The sequence below is a fragment of the Fusobacterium sp. genome, assembly GCF_032477075.1.
Classification (GTDB): Bacteria; Fusobacteriota; Fusobacteriia; order Fusobacteriales; family Fusobacteriaceae; genus Fusobacterium_A.
Genome location: NZ_JAWDXO010000001.1, coordinates 13,154 through 32,838, shown reverse-complemented (window position 1 = coordinate 32,838; position 19,685 = coordinate 13,154). Strand labels below are relative to the sequence as shown.

At 28.4% G+C, this 19,685-nt stretch carries 19 protein-coding genes; 12 read left to right on the top strand and 7 right to left on the bottom strand.

What is annotated here, in order from left to right:
- Nucleotides 1-448 precede the first annotated feature (448 nt).
- The 6 genes from E6771_RS00160 (at nucleotide 449) to E6771_RS00135 (ending at nucleotide 8,248) form a co-directional block, all read left to right on the top strand.
- A complete protein-coding gene (locus tag E6771_RS00160; protein WP_316088751.1) occupies nucleotides 449-1,870 on the top strand; it encodes a TolC family protein in 1,422 nt (473 codons plus the stop codon).
- Nucleotides 1,871-1,883: 13 nt separating this feature from the next.
- Complete coding sequence (locus E6771_RS00155; protein ID WP_316088750.1) at nucleotides 1,884-3,104, top strand: HlyD family secretion protein; 1,221 nt, start codon at nucleotides 1,884-1,886, stop codon at nucleotides 3,102-3,104.
- A gap of 11 nt (nucleotides 3,105-3,115) precedes the next feature.
- Complete coding sequence (locus tag E6771_RS00150) at nucleotides 3,116-4,609, top strand: DHA2 family efflux MFS transporter permease subunit (RefSeq protein ID WP_316088749.1); 1,494 nt, start codon at nucleotides 3,116-3,118, stop codon at nucleotides 4,607-4,609.
- Nucleotides 4,610-4,656: 47 nt separating this feature from the next.
- Nucleotides 4,657-5,469: a Cof-type HAD-IIB family hydrolase gene (locus E6771_RS00145; protein WP_316088748.1), complete on the top strand. Its 813-nt coding sequence runs from the start codon at nucleotides 4,657-4,659 to the stop codon at nucleotides 5,467-5,469.
- A gap of 50 nt (nucleotides 5,470-5,519) precedes the next feature.
- Nucleotides 5,520-6,992, top strand: coding sequence for an ArnT family glycosyltransferase (locus E6771_RS00140; RefSeq protein WP_316088747.1), 1,473 nt, complete (start codon nucleotides 5,520-5,522; stop codon nucleotides 6,990-6,992).
- A 173-nt stretch (nucleotides 6,993-7,165) separates the two neighbouring features.
- Nucleotides 7,166-8,248, top strand: a complete 1,083-nt coding sequence (locus E6771_RS00135; RefSeq protein WP_316088746.1) for a hypothetical protein — start codon at nucleotides 7,166-7,168, stop codon at nucleotides 8,246-8,248.
- 47 nt (nucleotides 8,249-8,295) lie between these two features.
- On the opposite strand, the gene E6771_RS00130 is transcribed toward E6771_RS00135, so the two are convergent.
- Entirely contained in the window at nucleotides 8,296-9,909 is a 1,614-nt protein-coding gene (locus E6771_RS00130; RefSeq protein ID WP_316088745.1) for a PTS transporter subunit EIIC, read from the bottom strand.
- Nucleotides 9,910-10,155: 246 nt separating this feature from the next.
- Here E6771_RS00130 and E6771_RS00125 point away from each other — a divergent pair, with 246 nt between their 5' ends.
- Nucleotides 10,156-10,710 carry a MarR family transcriptional regulator gene (locus tag E6771_RS00125; protein ID WP_316088743.1) on the top strand — a complete coding sequence of 185 codons (555 nt, stop codon included), beginning with the start codon at nucleotides 10,156-10,158 and terminating at the stop codon, nucleotides 10,708-10,710.
- A gap of 39 nt (nucleotides 10,711-10,749) precedes the next feature.
- Here the strand turns inward: E6771_RS00125 and minE are convergent, their stop codons facing one another.
- From minE to E6771_RS00110, 3 genes are read right to left on the bottom strand one after another with little or no spacing between them, the layout of a single operon-like run.
- Nucleotides 10,750-11,019, bottom strand: a complete 270-nt coding sequence (gene minE, locus E6771_RS00120) for a cell division topological specificity factor MinE (protein ID WP_316088742.1) — start codon at nucleotides 11,017-11,019, stop codon at nucleotides 10,750-10,752.
- 7 nt (nucleotides 11,020-11,026) lie between these two features.
- Nucleotides 11,027-11,818 carry a septum site-determining protein MinD gene (gene minD, locus E6771_RS00115; RefSeq protein ID WP_316088741.1) on the bottom strand — a complete coding sequence of 264 codons (792 nt, stop codon included), beginning with the start codon at nucleotides 11,816-11,818 and terminating at the stop codon, nucleotides 11,027-11,029.
- 30 nt (nucleotides 11,819-11,848) lie between these two features.
- Nucleotides 11,849-12,511, bottom strand: coding sequence for a septum site-determining protein MinC (locus E6771_RS00110; protein WP_316088740.1), 663 nt, complete (start codon nucleotides 12,509-12,511; stop codon nucleotides 11,849-11,851).
- A 148-nt stretch (nucleotides 12,512-12,659) separates the two neighbouring features.
- On the opposite strand from E6771_RS00110, the gene E6771_RS00105 reads away from it, so the two are divergent.
- The 3 genes from E6771_RS00105 (at nucleotide 12,660) to E6771_RS00095 (ending at nucleotide 13,897) form a co-directional block, all read left to right on the top strand.
- Nucleotides 12,660-13,313, top strand: a complete 654-nt coding sequence (locus E6771_RS00105) for a flavin reductase family protein (protein WP_316089038.1) — start codon at nucleotides 12,660-12,662, stop codon at nucleotides 13,311-13,313.
- Complete coding sequence (locus E6771_RS00100; RefSeq protein WP_316088739.1) at nucleotides 13,314-13,625, top strand: hypothetical protein; 312 nt, start codon at nucleotides 13,314-13,316, stop codon at nucleotides 13,623-13,625.
- A gap of 77 nt (nucleotides 13,626-13,702) precedes the next feature.
- A complete protein-coding gene (locus tag E6771_RS00095; protein WP_316088738.1) occupies nucleotides 13,703-13,897 on the top strand; it encodes a YMGG-like glycine zipper-containing protein in 195 nt (64 codons plus the stop codon).
- Nucleotides 13,898-13,966: 69 nt separating this feature from the next.
- Here the strand turns inward: E6771_RS00095 and E6771_RS00090 are convergent, their stop codons facing one another.
- From E6771_RS00090 to E6771_RS00080, 3 genes are all read right to left on the bottom strand, one after another.
- Nucleotides 13,967-14,638, bottom strand: a complete 672-nt coding sequence (locus E6771_RS00090; RefSeq protein ID WP_316088736.1) for a P-II family nitrogen regulator — start codon at nucleotides 14,636-14,638, stop codon at nucleotides 13,967-13,969.
- A complete protein-coding gene (locus E6771_RS00085; protein WP_316088735.1) occupies nucleotides 14,628-16,121 on the bottom strand; it encodes a DUF1538 domain-containing protein in 1,494 nt (497 codons plus the stop codon). Before E6771_RS00085 ends, E6771_RS00090 begins: the two co-directional genes overlap by 11 nt.
- A gap of 418 nt (nucleotides 16,122-16,539) precedes the next feature.
- Nucleotides 16,540-17,466 (bottom strand): LysR family transcriptional regulator, encoded by a 927-nt coding sequence (locus E6771_RS00080; protein WP_316089036.1) that lies wholly within the window; start codon nucleotides 17,464-17,466, stop codon nucleotides 16,540-16,542.
- 183 nt (nucleotides 17,467-17,649) lie between these two features.
- On the opposite strand from E6771_RS00080, the gene E6771_RS00075 reads away from it, so the two are divergent.
- Both E6771_RS00075 and E6771_RS00070 read left to right on the top strand, forming a co-directional pair.
- Nucleotides 17,650-18,903 (top strand): FAD-dependent oxidoreductase, encoded by a 1,254-nt coding sequence (locus tag E6771_RS00075; RefSeq protein ID WP_316088734.1) that lies wholly within the window; start codon nucleotides 17,650-17,652, stop codon nucleotides 18,901-18,903.
- Nucleotides 18,904-18,918: 15 nt separating this feature from the next.
- Nucleotides 18,919-19,683 carry an SLC13 family permease gene (locus E6771_RS00070; RefSeq protein WP_316088733.1) on the top strand — a complete coding sequence of 255 codons (765 nt, stop codon included), beginning with the start codon at nucleotides 18,919-18,921 and terminating at the stop codon, nucleotides 19,681-19,683.
- Nucleotides 19,684-19,685 lie beyond the last annotated feature (2 nt).

Below are 19,685 nucleotides of genomic sequence, written 5' to 3'. Positions count from 1 at the left end.
AGTAAAACTTATCAAACTTTTGATTAATAAAATCTTTTTTGTTTATCCAAATTATATTTCTTATTATTTTCTATAATTCAGTAATATTTCGTTATTTTCCAATGAATAAGTGTTCTATTTTTTTTATCAAAAGTTTCATTTTAATTATATTATATCATATTTTTATTTTTAAAAAACATAAAATTCTTTTTTCTAACTTTATTACTTCTTAAAATCAAATATTTAAGCATATATTTTTTATGAAATTTATAACAACTAATTATCTCATTAATTTCTTAATTTCATTAGTTTTATTTTATTTTCTTATTCTATATTTTAAAATGCTTTTAAAATACATTCTTTTTATTCAATATATACTGTTAAATATAAAATTATAAAGTTGAAAAGGATTTTTGAATTAATTTAGAAGAGTATATTTATCTTAGTCTTTATTTAAAAAGGAGGAGAGATGAATAAAAAAATTATTTTGATATTTGTAGTATCAACCTTTTTAGGTTGTTCACCAATACCTAAAATTACTAAAAATGAAATTATTATCCCTAATAGTATCTCTACTGATTTTATTGAAAATGAAAAGCTTATCTTTTCAAGCGTAAATTGGTGGAAAATATATAATGATCCTGTTCTTAGCCAATTAATCAATTTTGCTTTAAAAGAAAACAGTGATTTAAAAATAGCTAAACTTAATATCAAAAAAGCTGATGAAGCAATAAACCTTGCAAAATCTGAGTCAGGAATTACAATAAATTTAACAGGAGATTTAAAAAGAGAAAAACTTGGAAAAAATGGAACTACTCCCCCACCATTTGGAGGAAAAATAATTAATATTGGAAGCATTGGCCTTCAAGCTGATTATAATATTGACTTGTTCAATAAAATCAATTCATTAACAGCAGAGCAAAAATATAAATCTGAAGCAATAAAATTAAATTCAAAATGGATAGAACTTGATATTTCTAATAGAGTAGCTAAGCTTTATATTTACTGGAAATATTTATATCAAGAAAATACTATCCTAGCTGATCAAAAAAATATTCTTACTGAAATAGAAAAATTGCAAACTCAAAATTTAAAAATAGGAAATGGTATAGAAGATGAAGTATGGACAGTTCAAAAAGAAATTAGAGTAATTAATATACTCCTTAAAGAAAATGAATTAAATAAACAGCTTACAATAAATAACTTAAATATTCTCGCTGGTAATAAATACAGCAATGAAATATCCTCTCTCTTAGAGAAAAATTTCAAAGACTTAAAAAGCTCATTTAAAGAAAAAGTTAATATTCCTCCATCTGTATCTTCTGATATAATTGTAAACAGACCTGATGTAGAGTATTATCTTATGTTAATAAAAGGGCAGGAAAAACATCTGAATGCTGCTAAAGCAGATTTTTATCCACAATTTTCTATTACAGGTCAATATGGATTTGAAGGTATCAATTTCAATAAAATATTGAGAAGGGATTCTCTCTTAGGTTTTATAGGTCCAAGTATTTATCTTCCCATATTTCATTCTGGAGCTATTAAAAGTACATATAAAATAGCTGGTACTGATATGAATATATTTATAGAAGAATATAACAAGGCTGTTATTAATGCGTATAATGATATAGATAGTGAACTTTATAAAACCAAAACTCTATGGAGTACTTTAAATAGTTCTGAAGAAAATTTTAAAGTAGAAACAGATTTACTTTCTAGAGATAAAAAAAGATTACAGATAGGAACTATCTCAAAATATGATTATCTTTCTAAAAAATATAATTGGTATAATAGTAAATTAGATAATGAACAGCATCATTTCAATTTATATACTCAACAATTACAACTTATAAACTCTCTTGGTGGAGTGTATAAGATTGATAAATAATATGGAGGACAATATGGAAAATAAAACATTAACTAAAGAAAATATTGAAGAAACAGAAAAAAATAAAAATGATAACTCTTCCAAAGTTACAGAAAATAATCTTAATGATCAAAACATAAAAAAAGAAAAAGCAAAGAAAAAAATTTTTATATTCCTTATTGTACTTTTAATAATAGGAATAATTTATGGAATTTACTGGATTTTATATGGAAGAAATTTTGTTGAAACTGATGATGCTTATGTAAATGGAAATCAAAATATAATAACTTCTCAAGTGGGAGGAACTATCACAGAAATATATATCGAAGATACTCAATTTGTTGAAAAAGGCCAGCTTCTTGCAGTCCTAGATAATATTGACTATAAAATAGCTTTAGAAAATGCTGCTGCCAGTCTTGGAAAGTCTGTACGTACTTATTCAAATCTTTCATCAGATGTTGAGCAATCAGAAGATAATGTGAAAGTCAGAGAAAGTCAATTAAAAAAAGCTGAAACTGACTTTGCCATGGATAGAGCTTCGTATAATGCTGGATTAATAAGCAAACATCAATATGAAACAAGTAAGAACAATTTAAACATTGCTATTTCTTCCTTGAACCAAAGTAAAAAAGCCTTAGAAAATGCAAGGATACAAGCAGAAAGCAGTTCTATCCACAATCATCCAGATATACAACAGGCAATAACTGCATATAAAAATGCTTATGTTAACCTTATGAGAACAAAAATCTTTGCTCCTGAATCTGGAAACATAGCCAAAAAAGCTGTTTTTCTAGGACAAAAAATATCTGCTTCTCAAGAACTTATGACTATTATTGATTTGGATAATGTTTGGGTAGATGCCAACTTAAAAGAAACACAAATGAAAGATGTCAAACCAGGTGACGAAGTTCAACTTATAAGTGATATTAATGGTAAAAAATATATTGGTTATGTACAAGGCTTATCAGCAGGTACGGGAAGTTCACTTTCTCTCCTTCCAGCACAAAATGCAACTGGTAACTGGATAAAAATTGTACAAAGAATTCCAGTTCGTATAATTATTGATAAGGATAGTCTTCAAAAAAATGGAATGATTCCTATTGGAAGTTCAATGAAGGCCATTGTAAATATAAAAAAAGAAACTAAAAATATACTTCCTTATACAAAAAAATCATCTACTCTTTATTCAATAGATGAAGATGTGATGAATAAAGAAATTGAACAAATAATAAAAATAAATTTAGGTAAAAATTAGGGAGGCATATTATGGGAATATCATTTGAACTTATATTAGCCACCTTAGCCTTGGCAATAGGTTCATTTATGAATGTATTGGATAGTACAATTGTAAATGTATCTCTTACACATATAGCAGGTGATTTTGCTGTAGCTCCAACTCAGGGAACATGGATAATCACATCTTATGCTGTTTCAGAAGCAATTTTTCTTCCATTGATAGGATGGTTGACTAAAAGATTTGGAATTGTCAGACAATATACAGTTGCTACTCTTTTATTTACAGCTGCAAGTATGCTTTGTGGTATAAGCTTTTCATTTGGTTTTTTATTATTTGCAAGAGTTCTTCAGGGAATAGTAGGAGCTAGCATGATACCTCTTTCTCAAACTTTGATGTTAAGCTTTTATCCAAAAGAAAAGAAAGCTATGGCTTTAGGAATATGGTCTATGACTGTTGTCCTTGCTCCAGTATTAGGGCCAGTAATTGGTGGTTGGATAACTGATTCATTCTCTTGGAGATGGTGTTTTTATATAAATCTTCCTTTTGGTATAATATCTACACTTATAGTTCATTCTATCTTTAAAAAGAAAGGTTATAAGGATAAAACAGAAAAAGTTCCTGTGGATAAATGGGGACTCATTTTTCTTGCATTAGGAATATCTTCTCTACAAATAATGTTGGATAAAGGAAATGATTTAGACTGGTTTTCAAGTCCTTTTATAATATTTCTTGCTCTTCTAGCATTTATTTTTCTTACTATGCTTATCATTTGGGAATGGCATCAAGAGAATCCTGTAGTCAATGTAAGATTATTTCTTAACAGAAATTTTGCTATAGGATCTATAAGTCTTACAATTTCATCAGTTGCATTTTTCTCTTCTGTAGTAGTAATTCCTCTGTGGCTCCAAAATTATATGGGATATACTGCTCTCCAAAGTGGTATGACCACATCTACTCTTGGGCTCTCCATATTATTTATTGCACCAATATTAGGAAGCGTATTAAATAAACTTGATGCAAGAAAAGTTGTGGCTGCTGGATTTATTCTTTTTTCAATAACAGCTGTGCTCACAGGAAATTATACTCCAGATGTAACCTCAACTTATATTTCAATTTCCAGATTTTTAACTGGTATTGGCCTTGGACTGTTTTTTATTCCTTTAAATACTATTACTTTATCCAATATTCAGCCTGAAGAAATGGCTGGAGCTTCAGGATTATATAATTTTACTAGAAATATTGGAAATAGTTTTGGAACTTCCCTTGCTATAAATTTCTGGGATCATAGAATTTCAATGCATCATCAAAATTTAGTTTCTGTAATCAATAATGGAAATCCAAATTTTTTAAACTACATTCATCAAACAGAAGGACCTATAAAGATGAAGCTTGCCCTTATCAATCAAATGATAACAGAGCAATCTGCTCTCATGGGAGTAAATGATATAATTATAGGAAGCGGTTTAATGATACTTTTTCTTATCCCGTTGGTTTTCATGGCTAGAAAATCTATTGTAAAATAATCTCTATATTGCTATAATTATAAGAAAACTTTTTATGGAGGATTATTGTGAATTATAAAATGATAGTTACAGACTTGGATGATACACTTCTGAATTCTGAGAAAAAAATATCTCCTATTGATAAAGAAGCTATAATGAAAGCTCAAAAAGCTGGTATAAAATTTGTTCTTGCCTCTGGAAGGCCTACTTTTGCTATGAAAGAACTTGCTGAAGAACTAAAACTTGCTGATTATGGAAGTTATATATTATCTTTTAATGGTTCTGTTATTACAGACTGTAGCACAGGAAAAAATATATTAGAGGAGTCACTAACTAAAAATGATATTTATTTAATGTATGATTTTAGTCAAAAATATAAAACTCATATCCTTACATACATAGATGATGAAATAATTTCTGAAACTGACAGTGAGTATATAGATGTAGAAATAGATCTTACCAAGATGAACCATAGAAAAGTAAAAAATTTTAAGGAAGCTGTAAATAAGGATGCAGTTAAATGTATGCTTTTAGAAGAACCTTCATATCTTAAAAAAGTTGAGATAGAACTAAAAAAAGAATATGGAGATAAATATAGTATAGCAATATCAAAACCTTTTTTTCTTGAAGTAACAAAACTAGGTATAGACAAAGGAACTGGTATAAAAAAATTAGCTGATTTATTAAATATAAAAACAGAAGAAATAATTGTAGCTGGAGATTCTTTCAATGATATATCTATGTTAAAAACTGCTGGAACATCTGTTGCTGTAGCAAATGCTCAACCTGAAATAAAAGAAATTGCAGATTATATTGTTTCATCTAATGATAAAGGTGGTATGGCTGAGCTTATAAATAAATTTATTTTTACTAAAATTTAACTTTATTATGAGATACTTCTCCATATAAATATTTTCATTTAGGAGGAAGTATGAAAAAGCAGTCTTATAAGAAACAATACATACTCATTATTTTTATTTATCTTATCATTTTTACTCCTTTAGTATTTTTTAGATATCCAGATGCCAGAAATGAGCTAAAATATTTTATAATAACTAATGATATGATAAATGCAAAAAATTATCTTATTTTAAAATATTTTTCAGAGCTTTATCCTGATAAACCACCATTATATTTTTTTATATTAATATTTTTTAAGACACATTTTAAGACTTTATTTTTTCCTTTATCTCTTTTATTTGGAAGTTTACTTCCATCTTTTGGTATATCAATTTTATCTTTTAAACTTTTTACAAAACTAAAAGATGAAAAAACAGGATTTTTTATTGCTATGATATTAATATCCATTCCATATTTTTTAGGAGTATCTCTATTTTTAAGAATGGATATACTTATGAGTTTTTTTATACTGTTGTCTATGTATCTATTTTTTACAATGTACCAGAAAAAAAATGAGATAACCATTACAAAACTTATATTTCTTTATTTAAGCATCAGTATCGCAGTTCTTATAAAAGGAGGAGCAGGATTTGCTGTTCCTGTTCTAATAATATTAACATTCCTTATTCTTGAAAGAAATTTATCTTTTCTTAAAAAAATATATTTTTTCCAAGGACTATTACTGATTATAATAATAATTGGAATATGGCTCTATGGAATATATCTTCAGCCACAAGGTAATGAATATATTTCTCTTCTTTTAGGACAAGAAACATTTGGAAGAATAATAAAAGCCAAAACACATTCAAGACCATTTTACTTTTATCTTACAAGGCTGCCACTTATACTTTATCCATATGGAATTATCTATTTAGGAGCCATAGTATATTACATAAAAAATATAAGAAAATATTTTTCTTGGACATTATTAGAAAAAATAGGATTTTCATGGAGTATAGTACCATTGATATTCTTTTCTTTTATCAGTGGTAAATTAGAAATATATCTCCTTCCAATATATACAGGTTTTATTATTTTAAGTTTAACTTTTATTGAAAGAATAAAATTTAAAAATTCTGGAAATATTTTTATAAAAATCACAGAAGGACTTTTAATAGTTCCTTTACTTATTGATATTTTTTTCAATAAAGAAAAAAATAAAGATAAAAGTATAAAATTTATTTTTAGCAGTACTATTATTTTATATCTAATTTTTCCATTTTTACTTATGAAATATAATGAAGAGTTTAGTTTGAAATCTATAGCCTCTATTCTAAAAAAAAGTAATAATGATATAATTGCCTATAGATTTCCTGATCTTTTAAATCTTTCCTATGAAATAAATAAAGATATCAAAGAAATAGAAAATAAAGAAAATCTCTCTAATGTTAAAAATCAAAAAGTATTTTTAGTAAGTAGAGAAAAATATAAAGATGAAATTGATGAAAATAAAAATTTTAAACTTATCTATAATAATAAGAGTTATTATCTATATAGCAACTAGATATTATTAAAAAATGACTCAAAATATGAGTCATTTTTTAATTTAGTCTATCAAATTATTTGTATTATAAATTTTTTGAATAGTTATTAGTTTTTTATTGAATTTTACTTTAAACTAAAAAAATGATAATATTTTCATTATTGAAATCAAATATTTTGAAAGGAGAAATATAAATGAGAAAATCAGCACTTTTTCTAGGCTCTTTACTTGCAGCTGCATCCCTATCTGCAAAAGAAGTTGTCCCAACACCAGTTATAGTTGAGGAAGCTCCCATACAAATAATTGAAAAAGAGGTTATTGTATACAGGGATAGAGAAGAAAAATTCAGACCTAATGGAGTATTAAATTTAGAAACTAGATTTTATGGAAAGGCAGAAGAGTTAAATTACAGAAATAATGAAGTTGCTAACAATTATACTGAACTTAATCTTTCAGGAGATATTCAAATGACTGAAAATCAATCTTTTGCATTTGAAGTTAAATCTTTTTCTGATTGGAATCATGGTTCAGATAATCCAAAGCAAAAAGGTGAGGATGGAGATGAAATAAAATTAGATTATTTCTATAATCATGGAACTATTGGAAATTCTAAAGCAGAATTCATATCTAGAATAGAATATGAAAACGTAAGTGCTGATGAAACTCAAAGAATAGAATACTGGGCTGGATTTAATTTGGCTGAATATATGCTTAATAACAATTATATAAAAACTACTAATTTTACTATTGGGCCAAAATATGAATATGAATGGGCAGATTCAAATGATGGCTATTATGCTAATAAAGTTGGGATAAATCTAGAATCAATGACTGAATTACCTCTAAACTTTGCTTTTGAATTAAATATTTTTGCCCAGCAAAATTTTTTAGGAAAAAAATATGGCTTTGATAGTGGAAAAAAAGATAAAGATAAAGATTTCACTATTGATGTAGAAGCATATTTATACAATGTTACAAATCTTTATACTAACAGTAATGAAAAATTTATGTTGGATTTTGTCTTTGAAGGTGGATATGATCAATATAATTGGAGCCAGTATAAGCTCTACGGACATGAAAATGAAGACAGTCAGAAAGCTTCTTATTCTTTATATGCTTATCCTGGAATTCAAGGTACATACCAAGTCACTCCTGATTTCAGTATATATGCTATAGCTGGAGCAGAGTACAGAAACTGGGAAATAGAGTCTGAAAAATCAGCAAGTCATTGGAGATGGCAACCTACAGTCACTTTAGGAATGACTACTGTATTTTAACTTTATGAATAAATAAAAAGGACACTTTATGCAAAGTGCCCTTTTTATTATAATTTATATTTTTTTATTATTTTATTCTTATAAATTTCTGCCTGAGTTCCATATATTATTTGAATTCCTTTTCCTGATCTTATTACTCCTTGGGATTTTAAGCTTTTCCAAGTATTGTCATTAACAACTCTTGTTTCATCTTTTACTGTTATTCTTAATCTTGTAATACAGGCATCTATTCCCTCAATATTATCCACCCCACCTAAAGCTTTTACTATTTCATCTATAAAATCATCACTATCTGCTTTACCTTGATAATCTTTTCTTGTATAAAGTTTATTTTCTCCTTCTTTTCTTCCAGGAGTCATATAATTAAACTTTTCTATCATAAATTTAAAAATGAAATAATATACTATTGAATATATTGGTCCTAATATTAATATCCATTGATATGAAGTTTTGGCCATTCCTTGAAGTAATCCAAAGAAAGTAAAATCTATTATTCCTCTTGAAAAAGTTATTCCTACTGCAACATTAAGAAAATGCATGAGACCATAAGATATTCCTTCTAATAATGCGTGTATAACATATAAAGGAGGAGCAACAAATAAAAATGTAAATTCTATTGGTTCTGTTATCCCTGTAAGAAATGATGTCAAGGCCGCTGAAACAAGTATTCCTTTTATTTTTGCTTTATTGTCTGCATCTGCACATCTGTACATTGCAAGTGCAGCAGCTGGAAGTCCAAACATCATTGGTAGAAATCCTCCTGTCATGGTTCTTGTAGCATCAGCTGAATAATGAATAGTAGATGGATCTGCCAATTGAGCAAAAAATATTTTTTGTCCTCCTGCTACCATTTGTCCTGCTATTTCCATAGTTCCACCAAGCTCAGTATACCAGAACAATGGATAAACTGCATGATGAAGGCCAAATACATTTAAAAGCCTTCCTGTCATTCCATAAAGAAAAGTTCCTATTGGCCCCATAGCAGTGAAAGTTTCCCCTGCCTTTACTACTGCGCCAAATATTGTAGGCCAGATAAATGGAACTACTACTCCTAATGGGATAAAAAATATCATTGTTAATACTGGTACAAGTCTATTGCCGCTAAAAAATGCAAGATAATCAGGTAAAGTTCTGTTTGAAAATCTGTTTGTTATAAAAGCTGAAAAGCATCCACAAATTATTCCACCTAAAACTCCAGTCTGAAGTGTAAATATTCCTAATTCTTTTGTATACAAAGATGATTTTCCGATTGCATCTCCATAAGTCATTCCTTTTTCCATAAGTACCTGAACTGTTGTGGTATCTGGCGTCTGTCCCATAAACCCCAAAACTGTTCCTATTACTGTATGAAAAAGAAGAAATCCTAAAAGTGCTGAAAGTGCAGCTGTTTCTTTATTTTGATGTGCAAGACCTATTGCTACTCCTACAGCAAATATAACTGAAAGATTGGCAAAAATAAAAGAACCTGCATTTAAAAACAATATCAAAATATGATTAAGCAATGTCCCAGGAGCCAAAAAAGTTAAATTATATGTATCAACTATAGCACTGCTTGTAAAAGCACCTCCTACTCCCAACAGTATTCCTGCCATAGGGAGAACCGCAATGGGCAGCATAAATGCCCTTCCTACTCTTTGTAAAAGAGAAAATCCTTTTTTCATAATTATACTCCCTCCTAAAAATTAAAAATAATTTCAAGATATTTTATTATTTTCAGTATACTTTACAGTTAAAATCGTGTCAATATACAGTTCTTGAATTTATTTTCTTTATTCAGAACTGATTTTTTTTGTTTCATAAGAAACATTTCCATTTTCAATCAGCCTAATTTTTTTCTTTAGTTTCCTTGTAAAATAAGGTTTTAAATTGTATAATGTTTCCAAAGAAACTATCTTTTTTCGAAAAGGGTGATTAAAATATCTAATAAAGTTGTAAAAAAATTTTTTAATTTAATAGAGGACAGCCGAGAATTTTATAAAGATTTTCTTTCAAGGGAACCTAAAAATAAACTCATTCCAGAAATATATTTAAGTATGAAGGAATTTCAATATCTGGCTGAAAAAGAAGATGAATCTTTAGATGTAAATACAGTACTTGATCTCAGTGTAGCTGACTATAATTTTATTTACTATATTGGTTCTAGTGAAAAAATAAATATTACACAGTTATCAAAAAAAATGAAAATTAGTAAAGGATATGCCAGTAAAGCTATAAAAAAACTACATTCTTATGAACTCATAGAAATTTTTCAAATCCCTCCTAATAAAAAAGAATTATTTCTTTCATTAACAAAATCAGGAACAAAAATATATCTGAATATATATAAAGAGTTTCTAAAAAAAGAAAATGAAATAGAAATATTTCTTGAAGATAATTTTAATGATAGTGAGCTCAAAACTATTTTTGATTTTTTTATAAAAATAAATAAATTTAAAAATGAAAAACTTTTAAAAAACAAATAAAAAGGACTATCTAAATTTTTTAGATAATCCTTTTTTATGTTATTCTCCATCTTTTTTTATCATTAGTGGTATATTGGCTATCAGAGTTGTCCTTCTTTTATTTTCAGGACTTTGAGCCACTTCTATATTTAGACTGTCTTTATCAATATCTACATATTTAGATATTACAGCTATTATATCATCTTTCATATCTTCAAGTACTCCAGAAGGAAGCATTGCTCTATCATGAATCAGAACTAATTTAAGTCTGTCTTTGGCAATATTCTTAGATTGAGTATCATTCTTTTTAAAAAAATCAAAAATTCCCATAACACACCTACTTTCCAAAAACCATTTTTAGTTTATCAAAAAAACCATATTTAACATCTAAATTAAGGAAAGGTACATCTTTTCCTGTCATTCTTAATACAACATTTCTATATGCCTCCGCTGCTAAAGACTCTCCTTTATATACTAAAGGTTCTCCCTTGTTTGTTGATATAACTATATTTTCATCATCAGGAATAACACCAAGCAAGGGTATTGCAAGAATATCCAAAATATCTTCTACTCCAAGCATATTTCCAGCTTTAACCATATCCATTTTTATACGATTTATTATAAGCTTTGGACTTCTTATATCATTAGCTTCTAATAAACCAATTATTCTATCTGCATCTCTTGTAGCAGATATCTCAGGAGTTGTAACTACAATAGCTTCATCTGCTGCTGCTATTGCATTTTTAAATCCCTGTTCAATTCCAGCAGGGCAATCTATTATTATATAATCAAAATCTTTTCTTAAAGCTTCTATCAGAGTTTTCATCTGATCACCATTTATATCATTTTTATCCCTGATTTGTGCAGCTGGCAGAAGACATAAATTAGAACATCTTTTATCTTTGATAAGAGCCTGTGCTATTCTGCATCTACCTTCTATTACATCAACTAGATCATAAACTATTCTATTTTCAAGTCCTATTACAACATCAAGATTTCTTAATCCAATATCAGTATCTATTAAGAGTACTTTATTACCCTTGAGAGCTAACCCAGCTCCAAGGTTAGCAGTAGTAGTTGTTTTTCCTACTCCTCCCTTTCCTGATGTAACTACAAACACCTTTGCCATCTTTAATCCACTCCCAACATAAATTTTTGGTTATTCACAAAATGAACGTGTACTGAAATCTTCAATAAATATTTCACTGTTTTTGATATAAGCTATTTTGAATCCGCCTTTTCTATCTATCTTATTGGTATCAAGAATCTCTTTTTGCATAGGCTTTGCAGTAACTGCACCAATTACCATTTGAATAGGATTCATATAGTTAGCCCCTATAAAAGCATCTGAATCTTCATCTAGACCAGCATAAACAGTACCATTCAAATATCCAAGAACTATTACATTCCCTCTGGCTCTAACTAATGCTCCTGGATTTACATCTCCTAAAATTACTATGTTTCCATCATATTCCAGTTTACTCCCAGATCTTAAGGTACCTTTAAAAAATTTTGTAGGTCCTTCTTCTGTTACAGCTTTAAAAAATTTTATTTTATCTTTTTTTTCAGATCCACTTTCAGAAAATACATAAGTGATATTAATATCACTATTTAATTTTATTAGATCAATTAGTACATTTTCCTCTAATTCTGATAATATTCTATTGCTAAATTCAATAGCCAACTGAACATTCCCAATAAAATTCCTAGCTTCTCTTACTTTTTCGACTAAGCTGTCTCTAAGAGTCAAAAAATCTACTTCTGAATTTAAATGTATTACTAATCTGTCTTTTTTTCCTTTTAAAATAACATAATTATTCATAAGTTTCACCTTTTTCACTCAACTTTATAATCTTAGTATATCATATGGTTTTTTTATAAGCAACACAATCCTTATTTTATTATTTGTAGCAATTGAGAAAAAATGTTATAATTTTCTAAAAATGAAACAAATAAAGAAAGGATATACTATGAAAAAAAACCTATTTAAGGGCAGCGTTATACTTAATCCTGTTCCTGTAGTTCTTATCACAAGCAGAAATTCAGAAGGTAAAGAAAATGTTTTCACAGTGGCATGGACCGGAACTGTTTGCACAAAACCTCCAATGTTATCAATATCTATTAGGCCTGAAAGACTTTCATATGAATATATAAAAGAAACTATGGAATTTACTGTAAATCTTCCTACCAGAAAACTTACTAGAGAAACAGATTATTGTGGAGTTCGTTCTGGAAGAACTAATGATAAAATAGAAGAAATGAAATTTACTATGGTAGAAGGCACAGAAGTAAAGAGTTCATATATTAATGAATGTCCTGTAAATATTGAATGCAGAGTAAAAAATATAATTCCATTAGGTACACATGATCTCTTTCTTGCAGAAGTACTTTGTTCTCATATAGATTCAAAACTTCTTGATGAAAATGAAAAGATTCATTTTGAATGGGCAAATCTTATAAGTTATTCTCATGGAGAATACTTTCCAATGCCTAAAGAAGCTATTGGAAGTTTTGGATACTCTGTAGCTAAAAAGAAAACTATTGAAAAAAAAGCTGCTGTAAAAAAATCTGCTACTTCATCAATAAAAAATAAAAGAACAGGAAAAAAGAAGGTGAAAAAATAAATGTTAGATAGAATAAATGCACTTGGGCAGTTTCTTGTTAATCAAACAGGAAAAACTTTCAATTTTAAACAAATAAAAAATGATCATATGTATCCTGGAATACTCTTTTCTTATTCTGGCGAAGATTATCTTGTAACTCCTGATAAAGCTGAACTTGAAGTCACTATTACACTTATGGGATCTAGAACTTTTGAAGACTACCCACCGAAACATGCCAGAAAGTATACCCATAGAAAATTTGAAAAAATAAATAAAAAAACTCAAGAAAGTGTTACTTACAAAGGTAAAAAATATGTTATTATTAAATTATAAAGGATAAGTATAATTTTTTTTGTATATCTCTTATTAAGAAGTATGACTTATTTCATTACAAATAAGGAGGGATAAAAATGAAAAAAACTTTTTTGATAGCCACTGTATTTGCCATTGTATTTGCAGGATGTACCCGTACTGAAAAACATATAGGTGCTGGTACGGCAGTTGGTGCTGTAGCAGGACACATAATTGGTGGTAGTACTGGTACTATAGTTGGTGCAGGTGTTGGTGCTGCATCTGGAGCTATTATATCTGAAAAAACTAAATAAAACATTTAAGGCTGGTCAAAAACCAGCCTTACTTTTTTTGAATAAAATAATATTTTCAACTTTTAATTCTTAATATAATCCACAAGCTTTATTAACTTCCTGAACAAAAATAACTCCTCTTCCAGGTTCATCTATATTGATATCTTTCCTTATTGAAGAAACAATTTTTTCAGTTAAAGAACTTTGAGAAATAATCATGACAATCTCTTTTTCTGGTTCTATAGCCATAGCAAAAAGTTTACTTGTCTCATGAATACCTGAACCTCTTCCATTAACAATGGTAGCCCCTCTTGAACCTGCTTTATTTGCAGCTTCAACAACATGTTCCCCATTACCTTTTTCAACAACAACAATTATCAGATTATACATAGATTTTTCTACACCTCTACTTTCTTCAGGATTATAATTAATTTCTTTCAGCCCTCTAGCACCTATAGCTTCTTTTATTGGAACAGTAAATGCAACACCTTTATTTGGTTTGTCAAAAGAAAACTTTTTATTTAATTCTTCCATTGTAGAATAAATTATCCTTCTTTCCCCCACCATCAATATAATTTCCTTTCTAGATTCATTAATTGCAAGAAACTCTAAAAAGGAATTCTTTATTGTTCCTTTCCCCAAACAAACTGTACTTCCTGTAATTCCAAACTTTTTTGCATATTTTATTATCTTGCTTCCCAATCCATAATCCACTATTATATACATCAATTCAAGTTGTAGCTCCATAAAATCACTCTTCACCTTTTAACTCTCCTTTCTTTTTAAGTTTCATTCCAAAAATAAATCCTAGTATTTGAAGTGTTATAATTGGTGTCATAGCCACTGTAGCAATCATTCCAAATCCATCTGTCAATATATTTGCTCCTTCCACTGCTTCAGCTGCTCCTTGAGTAAATGCTAGAATAAAGGTTGTAGTCATAGGTCCTGTAGCTACTCCTCCAGCATCAAATGCAATTCCAACAAATAATTTAGGAATAAAATAACTCATAAGTATACTTATAATATATCCAGGAAGCAGATAATGCCATAGCTGAAGTCCTGGTACAATAATTCTTATCATTGATAATGCAACAGCAATTCCAACTCCAATTGCAAGAGCAACTAAAATAGCTCTTCTTCGTACATATCCACTTGTCACATTTTCAATTTGATGAGTAAGTACATAAACTGCAGGTTCTGCTAAAATAGTTACAAATCCAAGAATAAAAGCTATAATAATAACATATATATTATTATCATAGGAAGCTAAAGTATACCCAATAATAGCTCCTATGTCCATAAATCCTGTATTAACTCCAACTAAAAACAAAAATAATCCAACAAAGGCATAGATAAATCCTTTTATCATTTTTGCCATATTTTTTTTATTCATTCTAAAGTAAAATTTTTGAAAAAATAAAAAAATAATAACCAAAGGTAAAATAGTTAAAAATCCTTCTTTAAATAAAATTGGAATATTTTTTATAAATGGATCAATTATAGATTCAGACTTTGTAATATTAAATTCAAGTTTTGCTGAAAAATCTCTTGCTCCAGAAAAAATGCTTAGTATCATAACTGATATTATTGCTCCTACTGATGCTATAGCTACTAATCCAAAACTATCCTTTTCAGATGCTTTACTGTCTTTTTTCATTGAAGATATTCCAACTGCCAAAGCTAGAATAAAAGGTACAGCTAAAATTCCAGTAGTTGCTCCTGAAGCATCAAATGCAATTGTCAAAAATTCTACTGGAGTAAATAAAGCAAGTATAAAAACAAATCCATAGAAAATTGTCAGCATTTTATATAAAGGTATATTAAATACAATTCTAACAAATCCTACAGCCAACATAATTGCCAGACCAATAGATACAATTCCAAGAATACTTATACTTGATATCTGTCCAGAGGTGACTATTCCAACTTGATCAACCAAAATAATTAAACCTGGTTCAGCAATTGAAATAAAAAACCCTACAATTAATCCCCCAACAGTAACAATCCATATTTTATTTGACTTTGCAAAAGCAGATCCCACCTGGCTTCCTAAAGGAGTTATAGCTATATCTACCCCTACTAAAAATATAGACAATCCAATTATTATTAAAAAAGCTCCTATTATGAATCTTATAATTAATGGTATTTCAAGAGGTGTTAATGTAAAATTAAGTATTAGCACAATCACTGTAATTGGAAATATAGAAAATAAAACTTCTTTAAATTTTTGTGTATAAATATTCATAGCTATCTTCTTCCTTCCTTTTTAAATAATTTTATTAATTAATAATTTAATCAAATATTTTTTAACTATTCTAATTACCTCTATCATATTTAATAGCTTTATTTTAACATATTTTTATAATTCACCCTAAGAAAATAAAAGAATTATTCTACCCATATAAAATCATATATTTCTAGTCTAATAAAATAGTTAAAAGATTTGGTCTTTATTCTAGAAATTTCAATGTTAAAAAACCCATTAATTTTGGAATTTTTATTCCTAAAATTACATGGGCTCAAAATTTTTTTAAGATTTATAGTATTAATCCTTTAATATGTGATAAATGCAATTTAACTTTTACCTTAGTTGAAATTTTTCATTGCACTTATGGGATCACTCTCTTCCCAAAAAGTTCATCTCCATAAATCAAAAATTTTTATTATCTCAATGTTTTTATATTATATTTTTCCCTTATAAATCTCATAAAATTATCTATTGTTGGATGATATCCCATATTTTTAGAAGATATCAAATATATTGATCTCTCAAATTCTGGAGTGAGAGGAATACTCTTTAAATTCAGATGTTTGTATATCCCTTCTGTCAATTGTTTTCCAGCAGTGACCTCACTGCAAAATGTAATACCAAAATTTCTGGCTACAAGAGCAAAAGTCGTTTCCAATTGTGTACATCTGCATGATATTTTATATGGTATCTGATGAAGCTTTAAGTAATCTATAACTATATTTGGAAATTGAAAATTATCACTGGAAAATATTAATTTTTCTCCTTCCATATCTTTCATTTCTACTTTCTTCAATTTAGCCAATCTATGATCTTGACCTACTACTACAACTATTTTATCTTTTCTCAATCTCACTATATTCAAATCAGATTTTAATTTTTCCAACATAGGTTCTGTGAGAATTGTAAATGCCACATCTACTTCTTTTTTCAAAATAGAAGAAACAAGAACTGAGCTTCCTGCCTCTTTTAGTATCATTTCTATATTTGGAAATTTCTTTTGAAATTCATATAAATAATCTGGTATTTTTAATGAAGTTATCACAGGTAAAAGACCTATATTTATACTCCCTTTATTCATTGAAGCATACTCTCCCATAAGCTTTTCCAGTTTTTTAAAACTATTCAAAATCACTTCTGCTGACTCTGTAAAAGCTCTTCCTGCTTCTGTTAATTCTACTCTATGCTTTTTCCTCTCAAAAAGCTTTATATCCAGTTCATTTTCCAGTTTTATTATTTGGTTTGATAGAGAAGGCTGTGATATACATAATTCTTCAGCTGCTCTGGTTATGCTGTTATGTTTTGCAGTTGCTGTCACATAAAGTAATTGATTCTTTTCTATAGTCCCTTCCCTCCTTTCAAAAATAAAATATTTTATACAATATTATTACATTTTAATTGTTTATTGTCAATTTAAATATAGTTTTAAACTATTAATTTTATAGTTTTTTTGATTTTTACAAATAATATTTCTACTGATATAATCCAACTATAAAATAAATAACATATCAAAAAGGAGTTATATATGAAAAGAAATTTAAAGTATGATGTTGTTGTTGTTGGGGGTGGATCTGCTGGTATAGCTGCAGCTATTGGGGCAAAAAAAAGTGGAAAATCTGTTATTTTAATTGAACGCAGCAGCTTTTTAGGGGGACAAGCTACTAATGCAAATGTTGCTTCTTATTGTGGTTTTTTTACTCATGGAAAAGAACCACAACAAATTATAGGAGGAGTAGGTCAAATGCTTCTTGAAAAACTTGCTGCTCTAGGAAAATATAATGGATATAAAATTTCTACTATGGGAAATGCTATCATTCCATTGGAATCTGAATCTTTAAAATTTGCTTTAGATGAACTTATAACAGAAAACGAAGTAGATGTTCTTTTATATTGTACTCTCATCAAAGCATACACTAAAGAGAATAAAATAATCTCCATAGAATGTATTGATGATGAGGGAAATCTTTTTATTGAAGGAAGCTCCTTTGTTGATGCAAGTGGAGATGGAAATCTTGCCTATCTTGCTGGAGCTGAAATAGTATTTGGAAATCCTGGAGGAACAATACAAATGGCAACTTCTGTTATGAGAATAGGAAATTTTGATATGAATCTTGATTTATCTCCAGAAGTTATAAAAAAAGCTGTTACAAGTGCTAAAAGAGATGGTTTTAAAAATATAAGCAAAGATTCTGGAATAATTTTTAAAACTGAATCAGATGGTTTTGCTATTCTTCCAAGTGTTAAGGTAGATTCATTAGATTGTAAAACTCTCACTGCTTGTGAAATCAACACAAGAAAGCAGGCTCATAAATATATGGAGATTTTTCAAAAATATATTCCTGGAATGGAAAATTGTACTTTAATAACTACTGGTCCTAAACTAGGTATAAGAGAAACAAGACATATTATTGGAAAATATACTCTTACAGGAAATGAAGTATTAAATGCTGTAAAAAATAAAAATAGTATAGCAAGGGGGGCCTGGCCTTGTGAAAATCATAAAAAAGCTGAAAAAATGGCTGAATATATGTGGGTAAAAGATGATGATTACTATGATATTCCAATAGATATTCTTATTTCAAAAAATATTTCTAATCTTTGGAGTGCAGGGAGAACTGTCAGTTCTGATCCTATTGCTTTTGCTTCTGTCCGTGTAATGGGAATAAGTTTTGGAACTGGCCATGCTGCTGGAGTTGGTGCTGCCTATATGGCTGAACACAATGATATAAATGTACAAGATATCAGAGAGGAATTAAAAAAACAAGGAGCTTTTATATAAGGAGGAAAGATTTATATGACTCAAACTTTGAAAAGAAATATATACATAGCAATAGCATTTGTCTTTATAATATTTGGTAGATTTATGCCATTACCTGTAGGAATGAAGCCTGAAGGAATGACTGTTCTTGGTATATTTTTAGGCAGTTTATTACTATGGCTTACAGTTGCTATAGACTGGCCAAGTTTAATGTGTATAGCTGCAATAGGTATGATTCCAAGCATAGGCTTTAAAAATGTTTTCCTCAGTTCATTTGGAAATGAAACTTTTGCCTTTTTAATGTGTACATTTATGTGTACTTATGTTTTATCAGAAACACCTTTTTTAAAAAGATGTGCTTTATACTTTATTACAAGTCCAATGTCTAAAAAAGGTCCTTGGATGTTTATAATATCTTTTCTTGCAGCAGTTATAACTATTGGTTGTTTTGTTTCTCCTACCGTTTTATTTGTCGTTTTTCTTCCTATATTGGAAAAAATACATGAAATATTAGGATTAAAAAAAGGTGATAAAATAGGTAATATGCTGATGATAGGTCTTACATTCTGTGTTTCAATCTCTGCTGGAATGACTCCGATAGCTCATGTATTCAGTATTATGGCTATGGGATTCTACACTACTGCCACTGGGCTTACTATTGGTTATGCTCAATATATGGCATTTGCCATACCAGTAGGACTTGTATGTACATTTTTTCTTCTGCTGATATTCAGATTTATTATAAATCCTGATCTATCACAAATTAAAAATATTGATGTTTCTTTTTTAAAAATGAATTAAAA

Excerpts from the sequence above, each read along its gene's own strand:
- minD (WP_316088741.1), bottom strand. The coding sequence starts at position 11,818 with ATGGCAAAGGTGTTTGTAGTTACATCAGGAAAGGGAGGAGTAGGAAAA.
- E6771_RS00140 (WP_316088747.1), top strand. The coding sequence starts at position 5,520 with ATGAAAAAGCAGTCTTATAAGAAACAATACATACTCATTATTTTTATT.
- E6771_RS00095 (WP_316088738.1), top strand. The coding sequence starts at position 13,703 with ATGAAAAAAACTTTTTTGATAGCCACTGTATTTGCCATTGTATTTGCA.
- E6771_RS00160 (WP_316088751.1), top strand. The coding sequence starts at position 449 with ATGAATAAAAAAATTATTTTGATATTTGTAGTATCAACCTTTTTAGGT.
- E6771_RS00100 (WP_316088739.1), top strand. The coding sequence starts at position 13,314 with ATGTTAGATAGAATAAATGCACTTGGGCAGTTTCTTGTTAATCAAACA.
- E6771_RS00155 (WP_316088750.1), top strand. The coding sequence starts at position 1,884 with ATGGAAAATAAAACATTAACTAAAGAAAATATTGAAGAAACAGAAAAA.
- E6771_RS00135 (WP_316088746.1), top strand. The coding sequence starts at position 7,166 with ATGAGAAAATCAGCACTTTTTCTAGGCTCTTTACTTGCAGCTGCATCC.
- E6771_RS00070 (WP_316088733.1), top strand. The coding sequence starts at position 18,919 with ATGACTCAAACTTTGAAAAGAAATATATACATAGCAATAGCATTTGTC.
- E6771_RS00105 (WP_316089038.1), top strand. The coding sequence starts at position 12,660 with ATGAAAAAAAACCTATTTAAGGGCAGCGTTATACTTAATCCTGTTCCT.
- E6771_RS00085 (WP_316088735.1), bottom strand. The coding sequence starts at position 16,121 with ATGAATATTTATACACAAAAATTTAAAGAAGTTTTATTTTCTATATTT.
- E6771_RS00150 (WP_316088749.1), top strand. The coding sequence starts at position 3,116 with ATGGGAATATCATTTGAACTTATATTAGCCACCTTAGCCTTGGCAATA.
- E6771_RS00075 (WP_316088734.1), top strand. The coding sequence starts at position 17,650 with ATGAAAAGAAATTTAAAGTATGATGTTGTTGTTGTTGGGGGTGGATCT.
- E6771_RS00110 (WP_316088740.1), bottom strand. The coding sequence starts at position 12,511 with ATGAATAATTATGTTATTTTAAAAGGAAAAAAAGACAGATTAGTAATA.
- E6771_RS00130 (WP_316088745.1), bottom strand. The coding sequence starts at position 9,909 with ATGAAAAAAGGATTTTCTCTTTTACAAAGAGTAGGAAGGGCATTTATG.
- minE (WP_316088742.1), bottom strand. The coding sequence starts at position 11,019 with ATGGGAATTTTTGATTTTTTTAAAAAGAATGATACTCAATCTAAGAAT.